Source organism: Caballeronia sp. LZ029, from assembly GCF_031451275.1.
Classification (GTDB): Bacteria; Pseudomonadota; Gammaproteobacteria; order Burkholderiales; family Burkholderiaceae; genus Caballeronia; species Caballeronia jiangsuensis.
This window is the reverse complement of the sequence record NZ_JARUXO010000001.1, coordinates 2,779,078-2,799,893: the sequence shown is the minus strand read 5'-3', so window position 1 is coordinate 2,799,893 and position 20,816 is coordinate 2,779,078. Positions and strand designations below refer to the sequence as shown.

Sequence of the window (20,816 nt, the reverse complement as noted above, 5' to 3'; positions counted from 1 at the left end):
CAGAACCACGATTCGGAGCAGCCGGTGAGCGACAAAGAACAGCAACTTCCGCCGGGCATGCCGCCGACGCTCGCGTTCGAGGCGCATCTCGCGCCGTACGCCGCGCACGCGTCGCAATCGCGCGGGCGGCGTTTCGCCGAACCGCCGCCGGCGGCGCGCACGGAATTTCAGCGCGATCGCGATCGCATCGTGCATTCGACCGCGTTTCGCAGGCTCGAATACAAGACACAGGTCTTCGTCAATCACGAAGGCGATCTCTTCCGCACGCGTCTCACGCATAGTCTCGAAGTCGCGCAGATCGCGCGTTCGGTCGCGCGCAATCTGAGGCTGAACGAGGATCTCGTCGAAGCCATCTCGCTCGCGCACGATCTCGGCCACACACCGTTCGGTCACGCCGGGCAGGACGCACTTCACGAATGCATGCGCGACCACGGCGGCTTCGAACACAATCTGCAAAGCCTCGCGGTGGTCGATCAGCTCGAAGAGCATTACGGCGCGTTCAACGGCCTGAACCTCTGCTTCGAGACGCGCGAAGGCATCCTCAAACATTGCTCGCGCGAAAACGCGCGCAAGCTCGGCGAACTCGGCGAGCGCTTTCTCACGGGGAAGCAGCCGTCGCTCGAAGCGCAGATCGCGAATGTCGCCGATGAAATCGCGTACAACAATCACGACGTGGACGACGGCCTGCGCTCCGGCCTCATCACGCTCGATCAGCTTTCCGAAGTGAGCCTCTGGCACACGCATTTCGATGCCGCGCGTGCCGACTATCCGGACATCGAGGGGCGCAGGCTCATCCACGAAACGATCCGCCGCATCATCAACACGTTGATCGTCGATCTGATCGAGGCGACGGGCCGCAATCTCGAACGCGTCGCGCCGCAATCGCTCGACGCCGTGCGCAATGCGCCGACGCTCGTTGCGCACAGCGATGAAGTCGCGGCGCAGGCGGCGCAACTCAAGCGCTTTCTGTTCAAGAACCTGTACCGCCACTATCGCGTGATGCGCATGGCCAACAAGGCGAAGCGCGTGGTGACTGGCCTCTTCGAAGCCTTCACCGACGATCCGCGCCTCTTGCCGCCCGCTTATCAGGCGCGCGGACCGGTGACGGAGGAATCCGCGAACGACGCGCCTTCATCGAGCCACGACAGCTCGCAGGCGCGGCTCATCGCGCATTACATCGCGGGCATGACCGATCGCTATGCATTAAAAGAGTATCAACGCCTGTTTGTCATCGACAACAACTAATATCGCGCGTTTCAAGCGCGAATCCTCGAAAGGAGACTCATCGATGAGCTGCAAGCCCCTGTTCCGCACGATCTCGGCCGCCGCCGTTCTGGCCTTCGGCGCCAGCACCGCGGCGCACGCCGCGACGGAAATCCAGTTCTGGCACGCGATGGAAGCCGCGCTGGGTGAACGCGTGAACGACATCGCCAACGACTTCAACAAGTCGCAGAGCGATTACAAGATCGTTCCCGTGTTCAAGGGCACGTATGACCAGGCGCTCGCGGCGGGCATCGCGGCGTATCGCAGCGGCAATGCGCCTGCGATCCTGCAGGTCTACGAAGTCGGCACCGCGACGATGATGCAGGCGAAGAAGGCCGTCATCCCGGTCTCCGATGTCTTCAAGCAGGCGGGCGTTCCGCTCGACGAAAAGGCGTTCGTGCCGACCATCGCCGGTTACTACAGCGACGCGAAGACCGGCCATCTGATCTCGATGCCGTTCAACAGCTCGACGCCCGTTCTCTACTACAACAAGGACGCGTTCAAGAAAGCCGGTCTCGATCCGAACCAGCCGCCGAAGACCTGGGCCGATGTCGAAGCCGACGCGAAGAAGCTGAAGGCCGCCGGTTATTCGTGCGGCTACTCGTCGGGCTGGCAAAGCTGGATTCAGCTCGAGAATTACAGCGCGTGGCATGCCGCGCCGTTCGCGACGAAGAACAACGGCTTCGACGGTCTCGACGCCAAGCTCGAATTCAACAAGCCGTTGCAGGTCGCGCACATCCAGTTCCTGCAGAACATGGCGAAGGAAGGCACGTTCACGTATGTCGGCCGCAAGGACGAGCCCGTGTCGAAGTTCTATAGCGGCGACTGCGGGATCATCACGAACTCGTCGGGCTCGCGCGCGACCATCGCCAAGTTCGCGAAGTTCGATTACGGCGTCGGCATGATGCCCTACGACGCGAGCGTGAAGGGCGCGCCCCAGAACGCGATCATCGGCGGCGCGAGTCTGTGGGTGTTGTCGGGCAAGGACCCGGCTGTCTACAAGGGCGTCGCGAAATTCCTCGCGTATCTTTCCACGCCGGAAGTGGCGGCGAAGTGGCATCAGGACACGGGCTATCTGCCGGTCACGCAGGCCGCGTATGAGCTCACGCAGAAACAGGGCTTCTACGACAAGAATCCCGGCGCGGACATCGCGATCAAGCAGATGCTGAACAAGCCGCCGCTGCCCTACACCAAGGGCCTGCGTCTGGGCAACATGCCGCAGATCCGCACGATCGTCGATGAAGAACTGGAGCAGGTCTGGGCGGAGAAGAAGACGCCGCAGCAAGCGCTCGACGCATCGGTGCAACGCGGCGACGAACTGCTGCGCCGCTTCGAGAAGACCGGCAACTAAAACGCGTGCGCCCGCGTTCATCGCGGGCGCTTCCGTTCGGGACATCAACGCATGGAAAAACGGTCTCGTTTCGATACGAGCGTCTTGCCGTATCTGCTCGTCGCGCCGCAGCTCGCGATCACCGCGCTGTTCTTTCTGTGGCCGGCCGGTGAAGCGCTCTGGCAGGCCACGCAGAGTCAGGACGCGTTCGGCACGTCGAGCGAGTTCGTCGGGCTGGCGAACTTCAGGCAGTTGTTCGCCGATCCGCTCTATCTCTCGTCGTTCAACACGACGATGATCTTCTGCTCGCTCGTCACCGTGTCGGGCCTCGTGATCTCGCTGCTGCTCGCCGCATGCGCCGATCGCGTGACGCGCGGCGCGAAGGCATATCAGACGCTGCTCATCTGGCCGTACGCGGTCGCGCCCGCGATCGCCGCCGTGCTGTGGTCGTTTCTGTTCAACCCGAGCATCGGGCTCGTGACGTATGCGCTCGCGAAGCAGGGCATCGTCTGGAATCACGCGCTCAATGGCACGCAGGCCATGTTCCTCGTCGTGCTCGCGTCGGTGTGGAAGCAGGTCAGCTACAACTTCCTGTTCTTCTACGCGGGCCTTCAGGCGATCCCGCAATCGCTGATCGAAGCCGCGGCCATCGACGGCGCCGGGCCCGTGCGACGCTTCTTCGGCATCGCGCTGCCGCTCTTGTCGCCGACGTCTTTCTTTCTGCTCGTGGTGAACCTCGTCTACGCGTTCTTCGATACCTTCCCGGTCATCGATGCCGCTACCGGCGGCGGCCCCGCGCAATCGACCAAGACGCTCATCTACAAGATCTTCGCGGAAGGCTTTCAGGGACTCGATATCGGCAGCTCGGGCGCGCAATCGGTCGTGCTGATGGTGATCGTCGTCGCGTTGACGGTGATCCAGTTCCGCTTCGTCGAACGCAGGGTGCAATACTCATGATCGAAAACCGTCGCGGCTTCGATATCTTCTGTCACGCGGTGCTTCTGCTCGGCGTCGTGCTGATCGTGTTTCCGGTGTACGTCGCGTTCTGCGCGGCCACGATGAATTCGAAGGAAGTGTTCAGCGTGCCGCTCTCGCTGATTCCGAGCACGCATCTCTTAGAGAATGTCGCGAATATCTGGACGCACGGCAGCGGCAACGCGGCGGCGCCGTTCGGTCTCATGCTGATGAACAGCCTCGTGATGGCGCTCGTGATTTCGATCGGCAAGATCGCGGTGTCGATCGTCTCCGCCTACGCGATCGTGTTCTTCCGCTTTCCGCTGAAGAACCTCGCGTTCTGGCTGATCTTCATCACGCTGATGCTGCCCGTCGAAGTGCGCATTTTCCCGACGGTGCAGGTCGTCTCGTCGATGCATCTGTCGAACACGTATGCGGGATTGACGCTGCCGCTGATCGCATCCGCGACGGCGACGTTCCTCTTCCGCCAGTTCTTCATGACGCTGCCCGACGAACTGATGGAAGCGGCGCGCATCGACGGCGCGGGTCCGCTGCGCTTCTTCTGGGACGTCGTGCTGCCGCTTTCGAAGACGAACATCGCGGCGCTCTTCGTCATCACGTTCATCTACGGCTGGAATCAGTATCTCTGGCCGATTCTCATCACCAACGAAGTGTCGCTGCAGACGGCGGTGGTCGGCATCAAGAGCATGATCGCGTCGGGCGATACCGCGACCGAATGGCATCTGGTGATGACGGCGACGCTGCTCGCGATGCTGCCGCCGCTCGCGGTCGTGCTGACGATGCAGCGTTGGTTCGTGCGCGGACTCGTGGACTCAGAGAAATAACGGAGAAGGCTGATCGATGGCCGCATTGAATCTCAAAGGCGTAAAGAAAACGTACGACGGCTCGAATTACGTGCTTCACGGCATCGATGTCGCGGTCGAGGACGGCGAGTTCGTCGTGATGGTCGGTCCGTCAGGCTGCGGAAAATCGACGCTGCTGCGCATGGTCGCGGGACTCGAAAGCGTGTCGGAAGGCGCGATCGAAATCGGCGGCAAGGTCGTGAACAAGCTGGAGCCGAAGGATCGCGATATCGCGATGGTCTTTCAGAACTACGCACTTTATCCGCACATGAGCGTCGCGCAGAATATGGCGTATGCGCTGAAGATCGGCGGCGCGGACCGGAAGACCATCGAGGCGCGCGTCTCCAATGCCGCGCGCATACTGGAGCTCGAACATCTGCTCGCGCGCAAGCCGCGCGAACTGTCGGGCGGGCAGCGGCAGCGCGTCGCGATGGGCCGCGCGATCGTGCGCGAGCCGGCGGTGTTTCTATTCGACGAACCGCTTTCGAATCTCGACGCCAAACTGCGTGTGCAGATGCGCCTCGAAATTCAGCGCCTGCACGCGCGGCTCGCGACCACGAGCCTGTATGTGACGCATGACCAGATCGAAGCCATGACGCTCGCGCAGCGCGTCATCGTGATGAACAAGGGGCACGCCGAGCAGATCGGCGCGCCGACTGAAGTGTACGAGCGGCCGGCGACGGTATTCGTCGCGAGCTTCATCGGCTCGCCAGCGATGAATCTGCTGGGAGGCAAGCTGTCCGAAGACGGCGCGACTTTTATCGTCGCAGGCGACGGACCTGCATTGCCCGTATCCAATGTGAATAGCGCGATGCATGGGCGCGAGTGGATCGTCGGCATTCGTCCGGAGCACATGACGCCCGGCAACGTCGACGCACCGAGCGCGACGCTCGAAGTCGATTCGGCCGAACTGCTCGGCGCGGACAATCTCGCCCACGGCAAATGGGGCAAGCACGACGTGGCGGCGCGCTTGCCGCACGAGCATCGTCCGCAGCGCGGCGAGCGGCTCAGCGTGTCGCTGCCCGCGCGGCATCTGCATTTCTTCGATCCGGCGTCGGGACTGCGCGCCAATTGAATGGAGCACACGCGATGAGAACCTGGCCCTATCCCGCGATCGTCGCGCATCGCGGCGGCGGCAAGCTCGCGCCGGAGAACACGCTGGAGGCGATCGACGTGGGCGCGCGCTTCGGTCACAAGATGATCGAATTCGACGCGAAACTCTCCGCCGACGATATCGTCTTCCTGCTGCACGACGACGCGGTGGATCGCACGTCGAACGGGCGCGGCGCGGCGAAAGCGATGACCTACGCGCAACTGCGCGCGCTGGATGCGGGCACCTGGTTCAGCGCCGAGTTCGCCGATGCGCACATGCCGACACTCGCGCAAGTGTATGAACGATGCGCGAAGCTTGGCCTTGCCGCGAACATCGAGATCAAGCCGAGTCAGGGGCGAGACGTGGAAACAGGCGTGCTCGTCGCGCGCGAGGCGGCGCGCTTGTGGGCGGATGCCGAAACTGCGCCGCTGTTGTCATCGTTTTCATACGCGGCACTGGAGGCCGCACGCGATGTCGCACCGAATCTGCCGCGCGGCATGCTGTATGAGCGCGTTCCGGAGAACTGGCGCGCGCAGACTTCGGCGCTATCGTGCGTGTCGCTACACGCGAATCATCGCGCGCTCGATGAATCGCTCGTCGAGCAAATCAAGGATGCGGGCTTGCGCATCCTCGCCTACACGGTGAACGATCCGGCGCGCGCGCGTCTGCTCGCGCAATGGGGCGTCGACGCGATCTGCACGGATCGCATCGACATCATTGGCGCGGATTTTCTGGAAGCGTCGTCCGACTGAAACGTCAGCGCACACGCGCGAGCAACACGCCCGCGACAAGCGCCAACCCGCCGACGAGCGCGATCGTCTGCCAGGGCTTTTCGTGAAGGTAGGCGTCCGCGTCTCCAAATGCAGCGCCGGCGCGCTCGCGGAGTGCCGCGTGGGTATCGTTCAGACGTGCACGGGCATTGTCGAGACGCTCGCTGATCTGCGCGCGCAACGCAGCCGCATCGGCTGAGGTGCCTTCGGACAACGTGCTTTCGAGTTCGCTGAGAAGCGTGCGGAGTTCCGAGCCGATATCCTCGGCCGCTTCACGGCCGTGGCGCGCCATGCGGCGTGCGCGGCGGCTCGTCGTGCTCCATGAATCTCCGATGGCGTCTCGCGTATTAGGCAGTGCGTTCATAGATCGCTCCGATGGATGAGTCGTGGATAGCCCGCCCGAGATGGCGGGAAACTCATCATGCAGCAAATTCGGTGCCGATGCCTCGACGTTGCGCAACGCATCGGTAAGCGCGACCGTGATCGATTCTGCACTCGCGTTCACACGTAAGAACTGCATGCGATTTCTTCAATCGAAGGTCACATTTACAAGCACGCGCAAAACAAAACGCCGACACGAGTTAATCATGCCGGCGTTTTCTTTCTTTTCAACAATCGCGCTTATATCGACGTTACATGCCGATGCGCAGTTTGACTTTAGAAACGATAGCCAACGCGCAAATATGTGACGATCGGGTTGAGCGTGATTTTCGCTTGCGACTGGACATTGAGCGTGCCGACAGGCGTTTGAGCCTGCGTGTTCAGCTTTGCCGTGGCCTTCAAAGGAATGAACGACACGGAAAATCCGGCAAACCAGTGTTCTGTGAAATTGTAAGTCGCACCGACGTTAAACACGGGCGCCCACGAACTATCCGTGTCGACTGTGGTCGGACCATGCAGGACGGAGCCTTCGAATTGCTGATTCGTGATCTGGGCGTCGGTGAACCAGGTGCGCGTCACACCAAGACCGACGAACGGACGGAACTTCGCCGTAGGAGCATTGAAGAAGTATTTGAACAGCAGCGTCGGGCTCCATTGCTTCGCGCTACCGAGCTTGCCGTACTGCGAGAAGCTGCCTGTGCCTTCGAGATCGAACGTGGGCGGCACGCCCATTTCGAGTTCCGCTGCGATGTGGTCGGTAGCGAAGTAGCCGAATGTGAAGCCGGCCGTGTCAGCGCTCGAAATGCCGGCGCCGGTGCCGGGAACATCGATATTGACCGGAGATCCGCCTACACTGGTTTCTTTGAGCGGACCACTGCTGTCTTGCGGGGCAAAGTGAAACCAGCCTGCTGTTGCATAGAAGGACCCAGCAGATTGCGCATGTGCCGCGGTAGACACACACGCTAATGCCGCGATCCCCGTGATGACTTGTTTTATTTTCAATTTGTGCTCCTCCAAAAAAGCACGCTCATTATGAACACAACATTTCACATTAACCATAGCGATGCCGTAGAGCATTTTCCCTAGGGCAAAGAGCGGCTTTGGGGCCTCGTTGCACGGCACTTGCATGTGTTTGTCCGCGCTACCGTAACGGCTCCGAAAGGCCCCCGATTGGGGTAACACAAATGCGACCAACGGAATATCCAGAATGGCACGGCTTGCACGACTCTACGTTCCCGAACAGCCGCAGCATGTCATCCTGCGTGGTCTCGACCAGCAACCCGCCTTCGTCGACGACCAGGACTACGAGCTCTTCATCGACTGCTTGAGGACTGCTTCACGTGATCATCACCTTTCCATCCACGCCTACGCGCTGATGCCGCAAGCGGTGCATCTGCTCGTCACGCCTCGCGACGAGTCCAGCTTGCCCAAAGCGATGCAGGCAGTAGGACGTCGTTACGTAGCGCACTTCAATCGCCGTTACACGCGACGCGGCACTCTGTGGGAAGGCCGCTATCGTGCCACGGTCATCGAGGGCGAACGTTACTTTTTGCTCGCCACACGCGTCGTCGAAATGGCGCCCGTGCGCGCGCAACTCGTCGCGGCGCCGCAGGACTACAAGTGGTCCAGCTTCCGTCATCACATCGGGCTCACCCTGGATGGGCTGATCACCGACCATCCGCTCTTCTGGTCGCTCGGCAACACGCCGTTCGAACGCCAGCACGCCTATAAGGAACTGTGCGAGCAACCGCTCGACGAGCGCGAAGCCAACCGTCTCCTGCAAGCGACACTCAAAGGCTGGGTGCTGGGCAGCGATGCCTATCGCGAATGGGCATCGCATGCGGCCAACCGACGGGTGTCGCCGCTGCCGCGCGGACGTCCGCGCAAGATCCGCGAAACCCCACAAACCCAATAACGGCGCGCCACGGCAAACCTGAAGCAGAAATGAAACGGCGTCTCGAAATTTCGGGGATCGCCGTTTCTTTTTCGTCAACATTGATGCGCCCCTAATATATCGGTGCGTGTTTGCACCATATCGATAATTGGTGCCACATCATCAAGTTTTATTTGCCATCTTTTTGATTCGTCGCGTATATTTCGATTTCCGGCGATTGCCGCGGTGCAGCGTGCCGCGCACGACCGTGCTTCGTGACGCTTTCCAAGTTGAAAAAACGGTCGCAAGCGACAAGAAAATGGTTCAACGGCCGAGTCGGCCCCTCACAGTAGAGACGGTGTCCCCATGAACGATCATCAGCAACCGGCAGCCGGTTCGCTTCCCGCCGCGCAGGGCATGTATGACCCTGCGAACGAGCATGACGCCTGCGGCGTCGGCTTTGTCGCCCATATCAAGGGGAAAAAGAGCCACGAGATCATTCAGCAGGGTCTCAAGATTCTCGAAAATCTCGATCACCGTGGCGCGGTCGGCGCGGATCCGCTGATGGGCGACGGCGCCGGCATCCTGATCCAGGTGCCGGACGGCTTCTATCGCGAAGAAATGGCCAAGCAGGGCGTGACGTTGCCGCCGGCTGGCGAGTACGGTGTCGGCATGATCTTTCTGCCGAAGGAGCACGCGTCGCGTCTCGCGTGCGAGCAGGAACTGGAGCGCACGGTCAAGGCCGAAGGGCAGGTGGTGCTCGGCTGGCGTGACGTGCCCGTCGATTCCAACATGCCGATTTCGCCGACCGTGAAGGCGAGCGAGCCGCTGATCCGCCAGATCTTCATCGGCCGCGGCAAGGACATCGTCGTGACGGACGCGCTCGAGCGCAAGCTGTACATCATCCGCAAGACGGCGAGCCATCGCATTCAGGCGCTCAAGCTCAAGCACGGCAAGGAATACTTCGTGCCGTCGATGTCGTCGCGCACGGTCGTCTACAAGGGGCTGCTGCTGGCGGGTCAGGTCGGCGTGTACTACCGCGACCTGCAGGACGAGCGTGTCGTGTCGGCGCTCGCGCTCGTGCACCAGCGCTTCTCGACCAACACGTTCCCGGCTTGGGAACTCGCGCACCCGTATCGCATGATCGCGCACAACGGTGAAATCAACACCGTGAAGGGCAACGTCAACTGGCTGAACGCGCGCACCGGCGCAATCGCGTCCTACGTGCTCGGCGACGATCTGCCGAAGCTCTGGCCGCTGATCTATCCGGGCCAGTCGGACACGGCGTCGTTCGACAACTGTCTCGAACTGCTCGTGATGGCAGGCTACCCGCTCGTCCACGCGATGATGATGATGATCCCCGAAGCGTGGGAACAGCACACGCTGATGGACGACAACCGCCGCGCGTTCTACGAATATCACGCCGCGATGATGGAACCGTGGGACGGTCCCGCCGCGATCGCGTTCACGGATGGCCGCCAGATCGGCGCGACGCTGGACCGTAACGGCCTGCGTCCGGCGCGCTATCTCGTCACCGACGACGATCTCGTGATCCTCGCGTCGGAGTCCGGCGTGCTGCCCATTCCCGAATCGAAGATCGTCAAGAAGTGGCGTCTGCAGCCGGGCAAGATGTTCCTTATCGACATGGAGCAGGGCCGCATCATCGAGGACAAGGAACTCAAGGACAACCTGTCCAACGCGAAGCCGTACAAGAGCTGGATCGACGCCGTGCGCATCAAGCTCGACGAAATCGAGCCGAAGGCGGAGGACGTCGAAACGCAACGCCGCGAAGCCGCCGCGCTGCTCGATCGCCAGCAGGCGTTCGGCTACACGCAGGAGGACCTCAAGTTCCTGATGGCGCCGATGGCGCAGTCGGGCGAAGAGGCCGTCGGCTCGATGGGCAACGACTCGCCGCTCGCGGTCATGTCCAACAAGAGCAAGACGCTCTACAACTACTTCAAGCAGTTGTTCGCGCAAGTGACGAACCCGCCGATCGACCCGATCCGCGAGAACATGGTGATGTCGCTGAACTCGTTCATCGGACCGAAGCCGAACCTGCTCGACACGACCAACATCAACCCGACGATGCGCCTCGAAGTGTCGCAGCCCGTGCTCGACTTCAAGGACATCGCGAAGATCCGCGCGATCGACAAGTACACCGGCGGCAAGTTCAGCTCGTACGAACTGAACATCTGCTATCCGGTGGCGTGGGGCAAGGAAGGTATCGAGGCGCGCATCGCGTCGTTGTGCGCGGAAGCGGTCGATGCCGTGAAGTCCGGCTACAACATCCTGATCGTGTCCGATCGCAAGATGGACCGCGATAACGTCGGTATTCCGGCGCTGCTCGCCACGTCCGCGATCCACTCGCATCTCGTCGCGCACGGTCTGCGCACGAGCACGGGTCTCGTCGTGGAAACGGGCTCGGCGCGCGAGACGCATCACTTCGCGCTGCTCGCGGGCTACGGCGCGGAAGCCGTTCACCCGTACCTCGCGCTCGAAACGCTCGCCAACATGGCCGACGGCCTGAAGGGCGACCTCTCGGCCGACAAGGTCATCTACAACTTCACGAAGGCGGTCGGCAAGGGCCTGTTGAAGGTCATGTCGAAGATGGGCATTTCGACGTACATGTCCTACACCGGCGCGCAGATTTTCGAAGGCGTCGGCCTGTCTTCGGAGCTGGTCGAGAAGTACTTCCGGGGCACGGCGACCAAGGTCGGCGGCATCGGCCTTTTCGAAGTGGCGGAAGAGGCGATCCACCTGCATCGCGACGCATTCGGCGACAACCCGGTCCTCGCGAACATGCTCGACGCGGGCGGCGAGTATGCGTACCGCGTGCGCGGCGAAGAGCACATGTGGACGCCTGACGCGATCGCCAAGTTGCAGCACTCGGCGCGCAGCAACTCGTATCAGACGTACAAGGAATACGCGCACATCATCAACGACCAGACGAAGCGTCACATGACGTTCCGCGGTCTGTTCGAGTTCAAGGTCGAGCCGACGAAGGCGATTCCGCTCGACGAAGTCGAATCGGCGAAGGACATCGTCAAGCGCTTTGCGACGGGCGCGATGTCGCTCGGCTCGATCAGCACGGAAGCGCACGCCACGCTGGCTGTCGCGATGAACCGCATCGGCGGCAAGTCGAACACCGGCGAAGGCGGCGAGGACGAAACGCGTTATCGCAACGAACTGCGCGGCATTCCGATCAAGAACGGCGACACGCTGCAATCGATCATCGGCAAGGAAGTCGTCAGCGACATCCCGCTGAAGGACGGCGATTCGCTGCGCTCGAAGATCAAGCAGGTTGCGTCCGGGCGTTTCGGCGTGACGGCGGAGTATCTGTCGTCGGCGGATCAGATCCAGATCAAGATGGCGCAGGGTGCCAAGCCTGGCGAAGGCGGTCAGTTGCCGGGCCACAAGGTTTCCGAGTACATCGGCAAGCTGCGTTATTCGGTGCCGGGCGTCGGCCTGATTTCGCCGCCGCCGCACCACGACATCTATTCGATCGAAGACCTGGCGCAGCTCATTCACGATCTGAAGAACGTGAATTCGGCGTCGAGCATTTCGGTGAAGCTGGTGTCGGAAGTCGGTGTCGGCACGGTTGCCGCCGGGGTCGCGAAGGCGAAGGCGGATCACGTCGTGATCGCGGGTCATGACGGCGGCACGGGCGCATCGCCGCTGTCGTCGCTGAAGCACGCGGGCACGCCGTGGGAACTCGGCCTCGCCGAAACCCAGCAGACGCTCGTGCTCAACCGTCTGCGCGGCCGTATCCGCGTGCAGGCCGACGGCCAGATGAAGACCGGCCGCGATGTCGTGATCGGCGCGCTGCTCGGCGCGGACGAATTCGGCTTCGCGACGGCGCCGCTCGTCGTCGAAGGCTGCATCATGATGCGCAAGTGCCATCTGAACACGTGCCCGGTCGGCGTCGCGACACAGGACCCGGTGCTGCGCGCGAAGTTCTCCGGTCAGCCGGAGCACGTCGTCAACTTCTTCTTCTTCGTCGCGGAAGAAGTGCGCGAGATCATGGCGCAGTTCGGCATCCGCAAGTTCGACGACCTGATCGGCCGCGTCGATCTGCTCGACATGAAGAAGGGCATCGAGCACTGGAAGGCGAAGGGTCTCGACTTCTCGCGCATCTTCTATCAGGTGCCGGTTGGCGAAGACGTCGCGCGCAAGCACGTGGACGTGCAGGATCACGGTCTCGACAAGGCGCTCGATCACGTGCTGATCGAGAAGTCGAAGGCGGCGATCGAGAAGGGCGAGCATGTGTCGTTCATCCAGCCGGTGCGCAACGTGAACCGCACGGTCGGCGCGATGCTGTCCGGTCTGATCGCGAAGAAGCACGGTCACGACGGCCTGCCCGACGACTCGATCCACATCCAGTTGAAGGGCACGGCGGGCCAGAGCTTCGGCGCGTTCCTGGCGAAGGGCGTCACGCTGGATCTCGTCGGCGACGGCAACGACTATGTCGGCAAGGGCCTGTCGGGCGGGCGCATCATCATTCGCCCGACGAACGACTTCCGCGGCAAGTCCGAGGAAAACATCATCTGCGGCAACACGGTGATGTACGGCGCGATCGAAGGCGAATCGTATTTCCGCGGCGTGGCGGGCGAGCGCTTCTGCGTGCGTAACTCGGGCGCGACGGCAGTTGTTGAAGGCACCGGCGATCACGGCTGCGAGTACATGACGGGCGGCACGGTGGTCGTGCTCGGCGAGACGGGCCGCAACTTCGCGGCGGGCATGTCGGGCGGCATCGCATTCGTGTACGACCCGGACGGCACGTTCGCCGGCAAGTGCAACAAGTCGATGGTCGCGCTCGATCCGGTGCTGCAGCAAGCCGAACAGGAGCGCACGGTGGATCGCGCGCTGTGGCACACCGGCAAGACCGACGAAGCGCTGCTCAAGGGCTTGATCGAGCGTCACTTCCAGTTCACCGGTTCGCCGCGTGCGAAGTCGCTGCTCGAGAACTGGGATTCGGCTCGCCGCCAGTTCGTCAAGGTGTTCCCGACCGAGTACAAGCGCGCGCTCACCGAGCTCGGCGCGAAGAAGTCGAAGGACGCCATCGCGGCTTAAGGCCCGAATCGCAACGTTTAGAAAGGCTCTCCGGTGCGTGTGCATCGGGGAGCGCGATCCTCACCAAATACAGAGAAAGAAATGGGCAAGGCAACCGGTTTTCTCGAATTCGAACGCCGCCACGAGGCGTACGAAGCACCGCTGACCCGCGTCAAGCATTACAAGGAATTCGTCGCCGCACTGACGGATGAAGACGCCAAGGTTCAAGGCGCGCGCTGCATGGATTGCGGCATCCCGTTCTGCAACAACGGCTGCCCGGTCAACAACATCATTCCGGACTTCAACGATCTCGTTTTCCAGCAGGACTGGAAGAGCGCGATCAACGTGCTGCATTCGACGAACAACTTCCCGGAATTCACGGGCCGCATCTGTCCGGCGCCGTGCGAAGCGGCGTGCACGCTCGGCATCAACGACGATCCGGTCGGCATCAAGTCGATCGAGCACGCGATCATCGACAAAGCCTTCGCCGAAGGCTGGGTCGTGCCGCAGCCGCCGAAGCACAAGACGGGCAAGAAGGTCGCTGTCGTCGGTTCGGGTCCTGCGGGCCTCGCGGCTGCGCAACAGCTCGGGCGCGCGGGGCATGAAGTCGTCGTGTTCGAGAAGAACGATCGCATCGGCGGTCTGCTGCGTTACGGCATTCCCGACTTCAAGCTGGAGAAGTGGCTGATCGACCGTCGTATGCGTCAGATGGAAGCCGAAGGCGTGTCGTTCCGCACGAACGTGTTCATCGGCAAGGATCCGTTGCCGGCGTATATCGGCAACACGGCGAAGGAAACGATCACGCCGGACGAGCTGAAGGAACAGTTCGACGCGGTCGTGATCGCGGGCGGCTCGGAAACGCCGCGCGATTTGCCGGTGCCGGGCCGCGAGCTGGAAGGCATCTACTACGCGATGGAATTCCTGCCGCAGCAGAACAAGGTCAACGCCGGCGACAAGCTGACGGATCAACTGCTGGCGAAGGGCAAGCATGTCGTCGTGATCGGCGGCGGCGACACGGGTTCGGACTGCGTGGGCACGTCGAATCGTCATGGCGCGAAGAGCGTGGCGCAGTTCGAACTGCTCGCGCAACCGCCCGAGGAAGAAAACAAGCCGCTCGTGTGGCCGTATTGGCCGATCAAGCTGCGCACGTCGTCGTCGCATGAAGAGGGTTGCGATCGCGACTGGTCGGTGGCGACGAAGCGCTTCGAAGGCAAGAACGGCAAGGTCGAGAAGCTGATCGCGGTGCGCGTCGAGTGGAAGGGCGGCAAGATGCAGGAAGTGCCGAATTCCGAATTCGAACTGAAGGCCGATCTCGTGCTGCTCGCGATGGGTTTCACACAGCCGGTGTCGCCGGTGCTGGAGGCGTTCGGCGTCGAGAAGGATGCGCGCGGGAACGTGCGCGCGGCGACCGAAGGCGACAAGGCGTATTACACGTCGGCGGACAAGGTGTTCACGGCGGGCGATATGCGCCGTGGTCAGTCGCTGGTTGTGTGGGCGATTCGCGAAGGACGTCAGTGTGCGCGCTCGGTGGATGCGTATCTGATGGGGTCGAGCGAGTTGCCGCGGTAGGTTTCGGCGATGCTTGATGAAAAGGCCACGCGACTGCGTGGCCTTTTTTGCTTTGGCTGCGGGCGAATCAAGCCTCCGCCATCGCCCTCTCGATCTCGATCTTGTAATCATGGAACATCGCCACCGACTCGCGATGCGCCACGCTCAGAATCGCCGCTTTCGGCAGCCGCTCGACGAGCGTGTTGTAGATATGCAGCTCGTTTTCCGCGTCGAGCGCGCTGGTGGCTTCGTCGAGGAACACGAAGTCCGGCTTGTGCAGCAGCACGCGCGCCGCGGCAAGACGCTGTTGCTCGCCCGGCGACAGACTCCGCGCCCAGTGCGCGCTTTCCTCCAGCCGGTCCGCATACGCTTCGGGATTGCACAGACGCAGCGCTTCGCGCGATTCGTCATCGCTGAACGTGCCGCCGGGCGACGGATACGACAGCGCCGCGCGCAGCGTCCCGATCGGCAGATAGCTCATTTGCGGGATGAACATCATCTTTGCGTCGACGGGCGCGTCGATGGTGCCGTCGCCGAACGGCCACAAGCCGGCCAGCGCGCGCATCAATGTGCTTTTGCCCGATCCCGACGGCCCGACGACGAGCCAGCGCGAGCCCGGCTCGATCGACACGTTCGCCACGCGCGAGAGCGGCGTGCCGTTGGGCAGCGCGAGCATGAGGCCGTTCGTCGTGAGCGAAGGCGTGCTCGTGTAATGCAGGTTGATGCCGCCGTGTTCCGTCGCCGGCGACGTTTCCTCGCGGATATGGGTCGAGCGCATCACGCGTTTGAATTCGCGCAGACGGTTGACGGTAGCGCGCCATTCGACCAACGTCGAATAACTATTGATGAACCATGAAAACGAATCGCTGACCGTGCCGAACGCCGATGAAATCTGCATCAGCACGCCAAACGAAAACGCGCCCGCGAAGTAGCGCGGCGCGGCGACCATGATCGGAAAGATGATCGCGATCTGCCCGTAGAAGCTCAGCACGAAGGTCATGCGCTTCGTGTACTTCATGATGAGCCACCAGTTGTCGCGAATGCGCTGGAAGATGGTCTTTGCGTTGGCGGTCTCGGTGGAGATGCCGTCGTAGAACGCGATCTGCTCGGCGTTCTCGCGCACGCGAATCAGCCCGAAGCGAAAATCCGCTTCCACTTTCTGCTGCTGATAATTGATCGACACGAGCGGATGGCCGACCTTCTGGATGATCAGCGAGCCGAGAATCGCGTAGAGCGCGGCGGCCCACACCATGTAGCCCGGAATCGTGATCGGCGTGCCGCCGAGCGAGAACGTGAGCGCGCCCGCGATGGTCCAGAGAATCGTGATGAAGGTGACGAGCGTGACGAGCGTCGAAAGCAGGTCGAGCGACAGCGAAAGCGTGGTGGTGGCGAAGGACTGGAGGTCGTCGGAAATACGCTGGTCGGGGTTGTCGGCGAGACGATCGCGCTCGATGCGGTAGAACGCCTTGTCGCCGAGCCATTGCTCCAGAAACCGGTTGGTGAGCCACTGCCGCCAGCGGAACGCGAGCATCTGCCGCAGATAGCGCCCGTACACCGCGAGCAGGATGTACGCGAACGCGAGGCCCGTGAAGATCAGCAGCAGATGCGGGAAGTCCTTGACGTTCTTGTTCTGCAGCGCGTTGTAGAAGTCGGCGTTCCAGCTGTTGAGCCGGACATTGATCCACACGACCGTCATGTTGATCGCGATGATCGCGACGAGCAGGCCCCACGCGAAACCGCGCTCCTCCGAGACCCAGTAGGGCTTGATGAGGCTCCAGGCCGAGACTTCGTCGGCCTTCTGTTGCGTGCTTTGGGTACGAGTGTTGGTCATGAGCTTCCTGCTGATGCGCCCCGTGGCGCCCGATTGTGACGTCCGCGGCCGGGCCGCGCGCGGCGTTTTCCGGCCCCGTAAATTGTTCCGGGATTCTCTTAACGCTCGCTTAATTTCGTGCGATCGGCCGGCGAACCATGTTCGCGGCATTGTGCCAGAGTGCCGACGCGCGCGATAAAAGGCGGGCAATCCCGGTTTGCAGCGGCTTCGCCTTTCATGTTTTAATGATCCTCGACGAAACAGGGGTGCTTCGCGTGCATCGGCGGCCGGAACGGTCGGCAGCGCGGCGAGGCTGAGAGAGACCCTTTGCACCCGATCCGGGTAATACCGGCGAGGGAAGTTTCCGGAGAACGCGCGAATCCCGCGCCATTCCTCCAGTCTCTTCCAGTATTTCTCTTCCGCCCGGCGCGTTTCATCCGATGCCGAGCCGGTCTCTCCGCTGATTTCGTCCTTGTGATGTGGCGCCGCGCCAGCACGGTCGAGAACGCGTACTCCGTTTCCTCGTTTCCAGTGCAGCGTCACGCCCTTTGGAGACATCGAATTGAACAGGATCGAACAGGGCGCGCCGCGCCGGCAGGACTTCGCCGTCGTCGGCGGCGGGCTCGTCGGGCGGCTCGTCGCCTGGCAACTCGCGGGCGCGGGCCATGACGTCGCGCTCTACGAACGCGGCGATGCGGCGGGCACGCAATCGGCTGCGTGGGTCGCCGCCGCGATGCTCGCGCCGCTCGCGGAAGCGGCGAGCGCGGAGCCGCTCGTGGTCGGCCTCGGCGCGGCGTCGCTTGCGCGCTGGCCGCATCTCATCGAGCAATTGCCCGAGCCGGTCTTCTTTCAGCGCAACGGCACGCTCGTCGTGTGGCACGGTGCGGATCGCGCCGAGGCGCCGCTTTTCGAGCGCCGTCTGCGCGCCAATTCGCCTCCCGATCTGCTCGATGGCGGTTTCGTCAAGCTCGCGGGCGCGCAGGTCGCGCAGGCCGAGCCCGCGCTCGGAACGCGCTTCGCACAGGGCTGGCTGCTGCCGAACGAAGGCCAGCTGGATAACCGTCAGGCCCTGAGCGCGCTCGCGGCCGGCCTCGCTGCGCGCGGCGTGCGCACGCACTGGAACACGCCGGTCGACGCAATGCCCGACGCCCGCTGGATCATCGATTGCCGCGGTTTGGGCGGAAAGCCCGCGTGGCCCGCGCTGCGCGGCATCCGCGGCGAGGTCGCGCGCGTGCATGCGCCGGGCATTGGGCTTTCGCGGCCGGTGCGGCTGCTGCATCCGCGCTATCCGCTCTATATCGCGCCGAAGGAGAACGATTTGTACGTGATCGGCGCGACGGAAGTGGAAGGCGAAGACATGTCGCCGGTCAGCGTGCGCTCGGCGCTCGAACTGCTGAGCGCGGCTTTCGCCGTGCATCCGGGCTTCGGCGAGGCGCGCATCCTCGAACTGAATTCGCATTGCCGGCCGACCTTGCCGGATCATCGGCCGGCCATCGTCTGGGACGGGGCGCGGACCTTGCGCGTGAACGGCCTGTACCGGCACGGTTTCATGATCGCGCCGGAAGTCGCGGATGCCGCGAGCCATCTGGCCGAAGCGCTCGCTTCAGGCGACGTCGCCGATGCCGACACCTTCTCCGATTTCCGCGGCACCGCGCGCTGGCCCGAGCTGCTGCACGGCGAGTTCTCGGTCGCGCCCGCGCTTTCGCATTGAGAAAGAGACAAACGAGATGAACATCCACATCAATCAGCGCGTCTTCGATTTGCCCGACACCGCCACCGTTACCGAAGCGCTCGCCGCGTTCGGCGCGAAGCCGCCGTTCGCGGTTGCGTTGAACGGCCAGTTCGTCGGGCGCGGCGAGCACGCCACGAAAACGCTCGCCGCGGGCGACAAGCTCGACGTCGTGTCGCCCGTCGCGGGCGGCTGAATTCCGAACCGAAGGATCGAATCATGACCATATCCACCGCCGACGTTCTCACGCTCTACGGCGAGACCTTTCCGAGCCGCGTGCTGCTCGGCACTTCGCGTTATCCGTCGCTGCAGTCGCTGTCCGACTCCATCGATGCCGCCCGGCCCGGCATGGTCACGGTCGCGCTGCGCCGCCAGTCGGAAACGGGCGAGGCCGGTTTTTTCGATGTGCTGAAGCGCCACGGCGTCGCGCTGCTCCCCAACACGGCCGGATGTCAGAGCGTCGATGAAGTGCTGACCACCGCCCATATGGCGCGCGAAGTCTTCGAAACGCCGTGGATCAAACTGGAACTGATCGGCGACGACTACACGCTGCAGCCCGATCCGATCGGCCTCGTGGAAGCGTCCGCGAAGCTGATCCGCGAAGGCTTCAAGGTGCTGCCGTATTGCACCGAAGACCTCGTGATCGGCAGACGTCTGCTCGATGTCGGCTGTGAAGCGCTGATGCCGTGGGGCGCGCCGATAGGCACCGGCAAGGGCGTAACCAATCCGTACGGGCTGCGCACGCTGCGCGAGCGGCTGCCGGACGTGCCGCTGATCGTCGATGCCGGTCTCGGTGTGCCGTCGCACGCCTGCCAGGTGATGGAATGGGGCTTCGACGGCGTGCTGCTCAATACGGCCGTATCGCAGGCGACTTTCCCGCCGCAGATGGCGCGGGCCTTTGCGCTGGGCGTCGAGGCGGGGCGCACCGCATTTCTCGCTGGACCGATGGCCGAGCGCGACAGCGCGCAGGCGAGCACGCCGGTCGTCGGCATGCCGTTCTGGCATCAGGACGGAGGCGCGGCATGAGCTTGCTGAATCGCGAAGTTTTCTGGCCGCCGGCCGACGAGCTGATCGAAGTCGCCGAGCGGATTCGCGCCCGTCTGGGCGAATGGCCCGCGGCCGAAACGCGCTGGCGTATCTGCCTGACCGCGCCGGAATCGCCGAAGGCCGGCGATCTGATCGTTGCGGCCGAGTCGCACGACGCGGACAGCGAGCGGCTCCTGGCAAGCGGCGCGGCGGTGCTCGACGCGCGCGACGGCCGCGTGACGCTGCTGCGTGGCGACGAACGATTCGCACTCGAAGGCGATTGGTCCGATGATTGGCTGGCCGCGCTCGCCGCCTTCCTCGATTGCAATTTCGAACCGCACGACGCGCTCACGCTCGCGCTCGCCTGGCGTACGGGCGACGAAAACAAGGCCGACGCGTGGCCTGTCGATTTCACAACTTTCCCGCGCGTCGCCGATTTGCCGCTGGCTCCCGAGGGCGGCTTCCCGGCGTGTCCCGATCGCCTCGGCCTGTATCCGGTGCTGCCGAGCGCGGATTGGGTGGAACGCGTGCTGGACCTCGGCGTGTGCACCGCGCAGTTGCGCCGCAAATCGACCGACGCCGCCGATTTGCGCAACGAAATCGCGCGCTCGGTCGAGGCAGGGCGTCGGCATGACGCGCAGCTTTTCATCAACGATCATTGGCGCGAGGCGATCGCGGCGGGCGCGTACGGCGTGCATCTCGGCCAGGAAGACGTGCAGACCGCCGATCTGAACGCGATCGCGAAGGCCGGTGTGCGACTCGGACTCTCGACGCACGGCTATTACGAGATGCTGCGCGCGCTGCATTTCAAGCCGAGCTATCTCGCGCTCGGCGCCGTTTTCCCGACCACCACGAAAGTCATGCCGACCAAGCCGCAAGGGCTCGCACGGCTCACGCGCTACGTGCAGCTTCTGTCGGGACGCGTGCCGCTCGTGGCAATCGGCGGAATCGACGCCAAGGTGATGCCGGACGTCCTCGCGACACGCGTCGGCAGCGCTGCGGTCGTGCGCGCGGTCACCGAAGCGGCAGACACGGCGGCCGCAGTCTCGCTGCTGCAACAAATGTTTGCAAGTCAATGGTGAAAAATCCCAAAAACGAAGGGACGCAGACCTAGGCAAAGCACCGAT

16 protein-coding genes and 1 riboswitch are annotated in these 20,816 nt (G+C 63.0%); of the genes, 13 read left to right on the top strand and 3 right to left on the bottom strand.

The window, feature by feature from the left end; translation table 11 throughout:
- The first annotated feature begins 57 nt into the window (after positions 1-57).
- Genes QCE73_RS13140 through ugpQ form a run of 6 tightly spaced genes read left to right on the top strand, consistent with a single transcriptional unit; the run spans position 58 to position 6,255 of the window.
- On the top strand, positions 58-1,245 hold the full coding sequence (locus tag QCE73_RS13140) for a deoxyguanosinetriphosphate triphosphohydrolase (RefSeq protein WP_222946824.1): 1,188 nt from the start codon (positions 58-60) through the stop codon (positions 1,243-1,245).
- Between the two features lie 43 nt (positions 1,246-1,288).
- Positions 1,289-2,614: a sn-glycerol-3-phosphate ABC transporter substrate-binding protein UgpB gene (gene ugpB, locus QCE73_RS13135; protein WP_309881554.1), complete on the top strand. Its 1,326-nt coding sequence runs from the start codon at positions 1,289-1,291 to the stop codon at positions 2,612-2,614.
- Between the two features lie 51 nt (positions 2,615-2,665).
- A complete protein-coding gene (gene ugpA, locus QCE73_RS13130) occupies positions 2,666-3,550 on the top strand; it encodes a sn-glycerol-3-phosphate ABC transporter permease UgpA (RefSeq protein WP_035506695.1) in 885 nt (294 codons plus the stop codon).
- A complete protein-coding gene (gene ugpE, locus QCE73_RS13125; RefSeq protein WP_035506692.1) occupies positions 3,547-4,392 on the top strand; it encodes a sn-glycerol-3-phosphate ABC transporter permease UgpE in 846 nt (281 codons plus the stop codon). The genes ugpA and ugpE overlap by 4 nt, the downstream gene beginning before the upstream one ends.
- A 16-nt stretch (positions 4,393-4,408) precedes the next feature.
- A complete protein-coding gene (locus QCE73_RS13120) occupies positions 4,409-5,485 on the top strand; it encodes a sn-glycerol-3-phosphate import ATP-binding protein UgpC (RefSeq protein WP_309881553.1) in 1,077 nt (358 codons plus the stop codon).
- 14 nt (positions 5,486-5,499) lie between these two features.
- Positions 5,500-6,255, top strand: a complete 756-nt coding sequence (gene ugpQ, locus QCE73_RS13115) for a glycerophosphodiester phosphodiesterase (protein ID WP_309881552.1) — start codon at positions 5,500-5,502, stop codon at positions 6,253-6,255.
- Between the two features lie 4 nt (positions 6,256-6,259).
- Here the strand turns inward: ugpQ and QCE73_RS13110 are convergent, their stop codons facing one another.
- Entirely contained in the window at positions 6,260-6,637 is a 378-nt protein-coding gene (locus QCE73_RS13110) for a YqjD family protein (RefSeq protein WP_035506783.1), read from the bottom strand.
- A 293-nt stretch (positions 6,638-6,930) separates the two neighbouring features.
- Positions 6,931-7,656, bottom strand: a complete 726-nt coding sequence (locus QCE73_RS13105; RefSeq protein ID WP_035506780.1) for an OmpW family protein — start codon at positions 7,654-7,656, stop codon at positions 6,931-6,933.
- 205 nt (positions 7,657-7,861) lie between these two features.
- Between QCE73_RS13105 and QCE73_RS13100 the strand changes: the two genes are divergently transcribed.
- The 3 genes from QCE73_RS13100 to QCE73_RS13090 all read left to right on the top strand — a co-directional run bounded on the left by QCE73_RS13100 (position 7,862) and on the right by QCE73_RS13090 (position 15,145).
- Positions 7,862-8,569 carry a transposase gene (locus tag QCE73_RS13100; protein WP_035506683.1) on the top strand — a complete coding sequence of 236 codons (708 nt, stop codon included), beginning with the start codon at positions 7,862-7,864 and terminating at the stop codon, positions 8,567-8,569.
- A gap of 324 nt (positions 8,570-8,893) precedes the next feature.
- Positions 8,894-13,597: a glutamate synthase-related protein gene (locus QCE73_RS13095; RefSeq protein ID WP_035506681.1), complete on the top strand. Its 4,704-nt coding sequence runs from the start codon at positions 8,894-8,896 to the stop codon at positions 13,595-13,597.
- 81 nt (positions 13,598-13,678) lie between these two features.
- A complete protein-coding gene (locus QCE73_RS13090) occupies positions 13,679-15,145 on the top strand; it encodes a glutamate synthase subunit beta (protein ID WP_238295342.1) in 1,467 nt (488 codons plus the stop codon).
- Positions 15,146-15,212: 67 nt separating this feature from the next.
- On the opposite strand, the gene QCE73_RS13085 is transcribed toward QCE73_RS13090, so the two are convergent.
- Complete coding sequence (locus QCE73_RS13085) at positions 15,213-16,955, bottom strand: ABC transporter ATP-binding protein/permease (RefSeq protein ID WP_309881549.1); 1,743 nt, start codon at positions 16,953-16,955, stop codon at positions 15,213-15,215.
- 231 nt (positions 16,956-17,186) lie between these two features.
- Positions 17,187-17,311, top strand: a riboswitch (TPP riboswitch).
- A 185-nt stretch (positions 17,312-17,496) separates the two neighbouring features.
- On the opposite strand from QCE73_RS13085, the gene QCE73_RS13080 reads away from it, so the two are divergent.
- The 4 genes from QCE73_RS13080 to thiE are packed head-to-tail and all read left to right on the top strand — an operon-like array spanning position 17,497 to position 20,771.
- Positions 17,497-18,645, top strand: a complete 1,149-nt coding sequence (locus tag QCE73_RS13080) for an FAD-dependent oxidoreductase (protein WP_309881547.1) — start codon at positions 17,497-17,499, stop codon at positions 18,643-18,645.
- Between the two features lie 16 nt (positions 18,646-18,661).
- Positions 18,662-18,859 (top strand): sulfur carrier protein ThiS, encoded by a 198-nt coding sequence (gene thiS, locus QCE73_RS13075; RefSeq protein ID WP_035506668.1) that lies wholly within the window; start codon positions 18,662-18,664, stop codon positions 18,857-18,859.
- A 23-nt stretch (positions 18,860-18,882) separates the two neighbouring features.
- On the top strand, positions 18,883-19,689 hold the full coding sequence (locus QCE73_RS13070; RefSeq protein ID WP_063231770.1) for a thiazole synthase: 807 nt from the start codon (positions 18,883-18,885) through the stop codon (positions 19,687-19,689).
- Entirely contained in the window at positions 19,686-20,771 is a 1,086-nt protein-coding gene (gene thiE, locus QCE73_RS13065) for a thiamine phosphate synthase (RefSeq protein ID WP_309881545.1), read from the top strand. The genes QCE73_RS13070 and thiE overlap by 4 nt, the downstream gene beginning before the upstream one ends.
- The last annotated feature ends 45 nt before the right edge of the window (positions 20,772-20,816 follow it).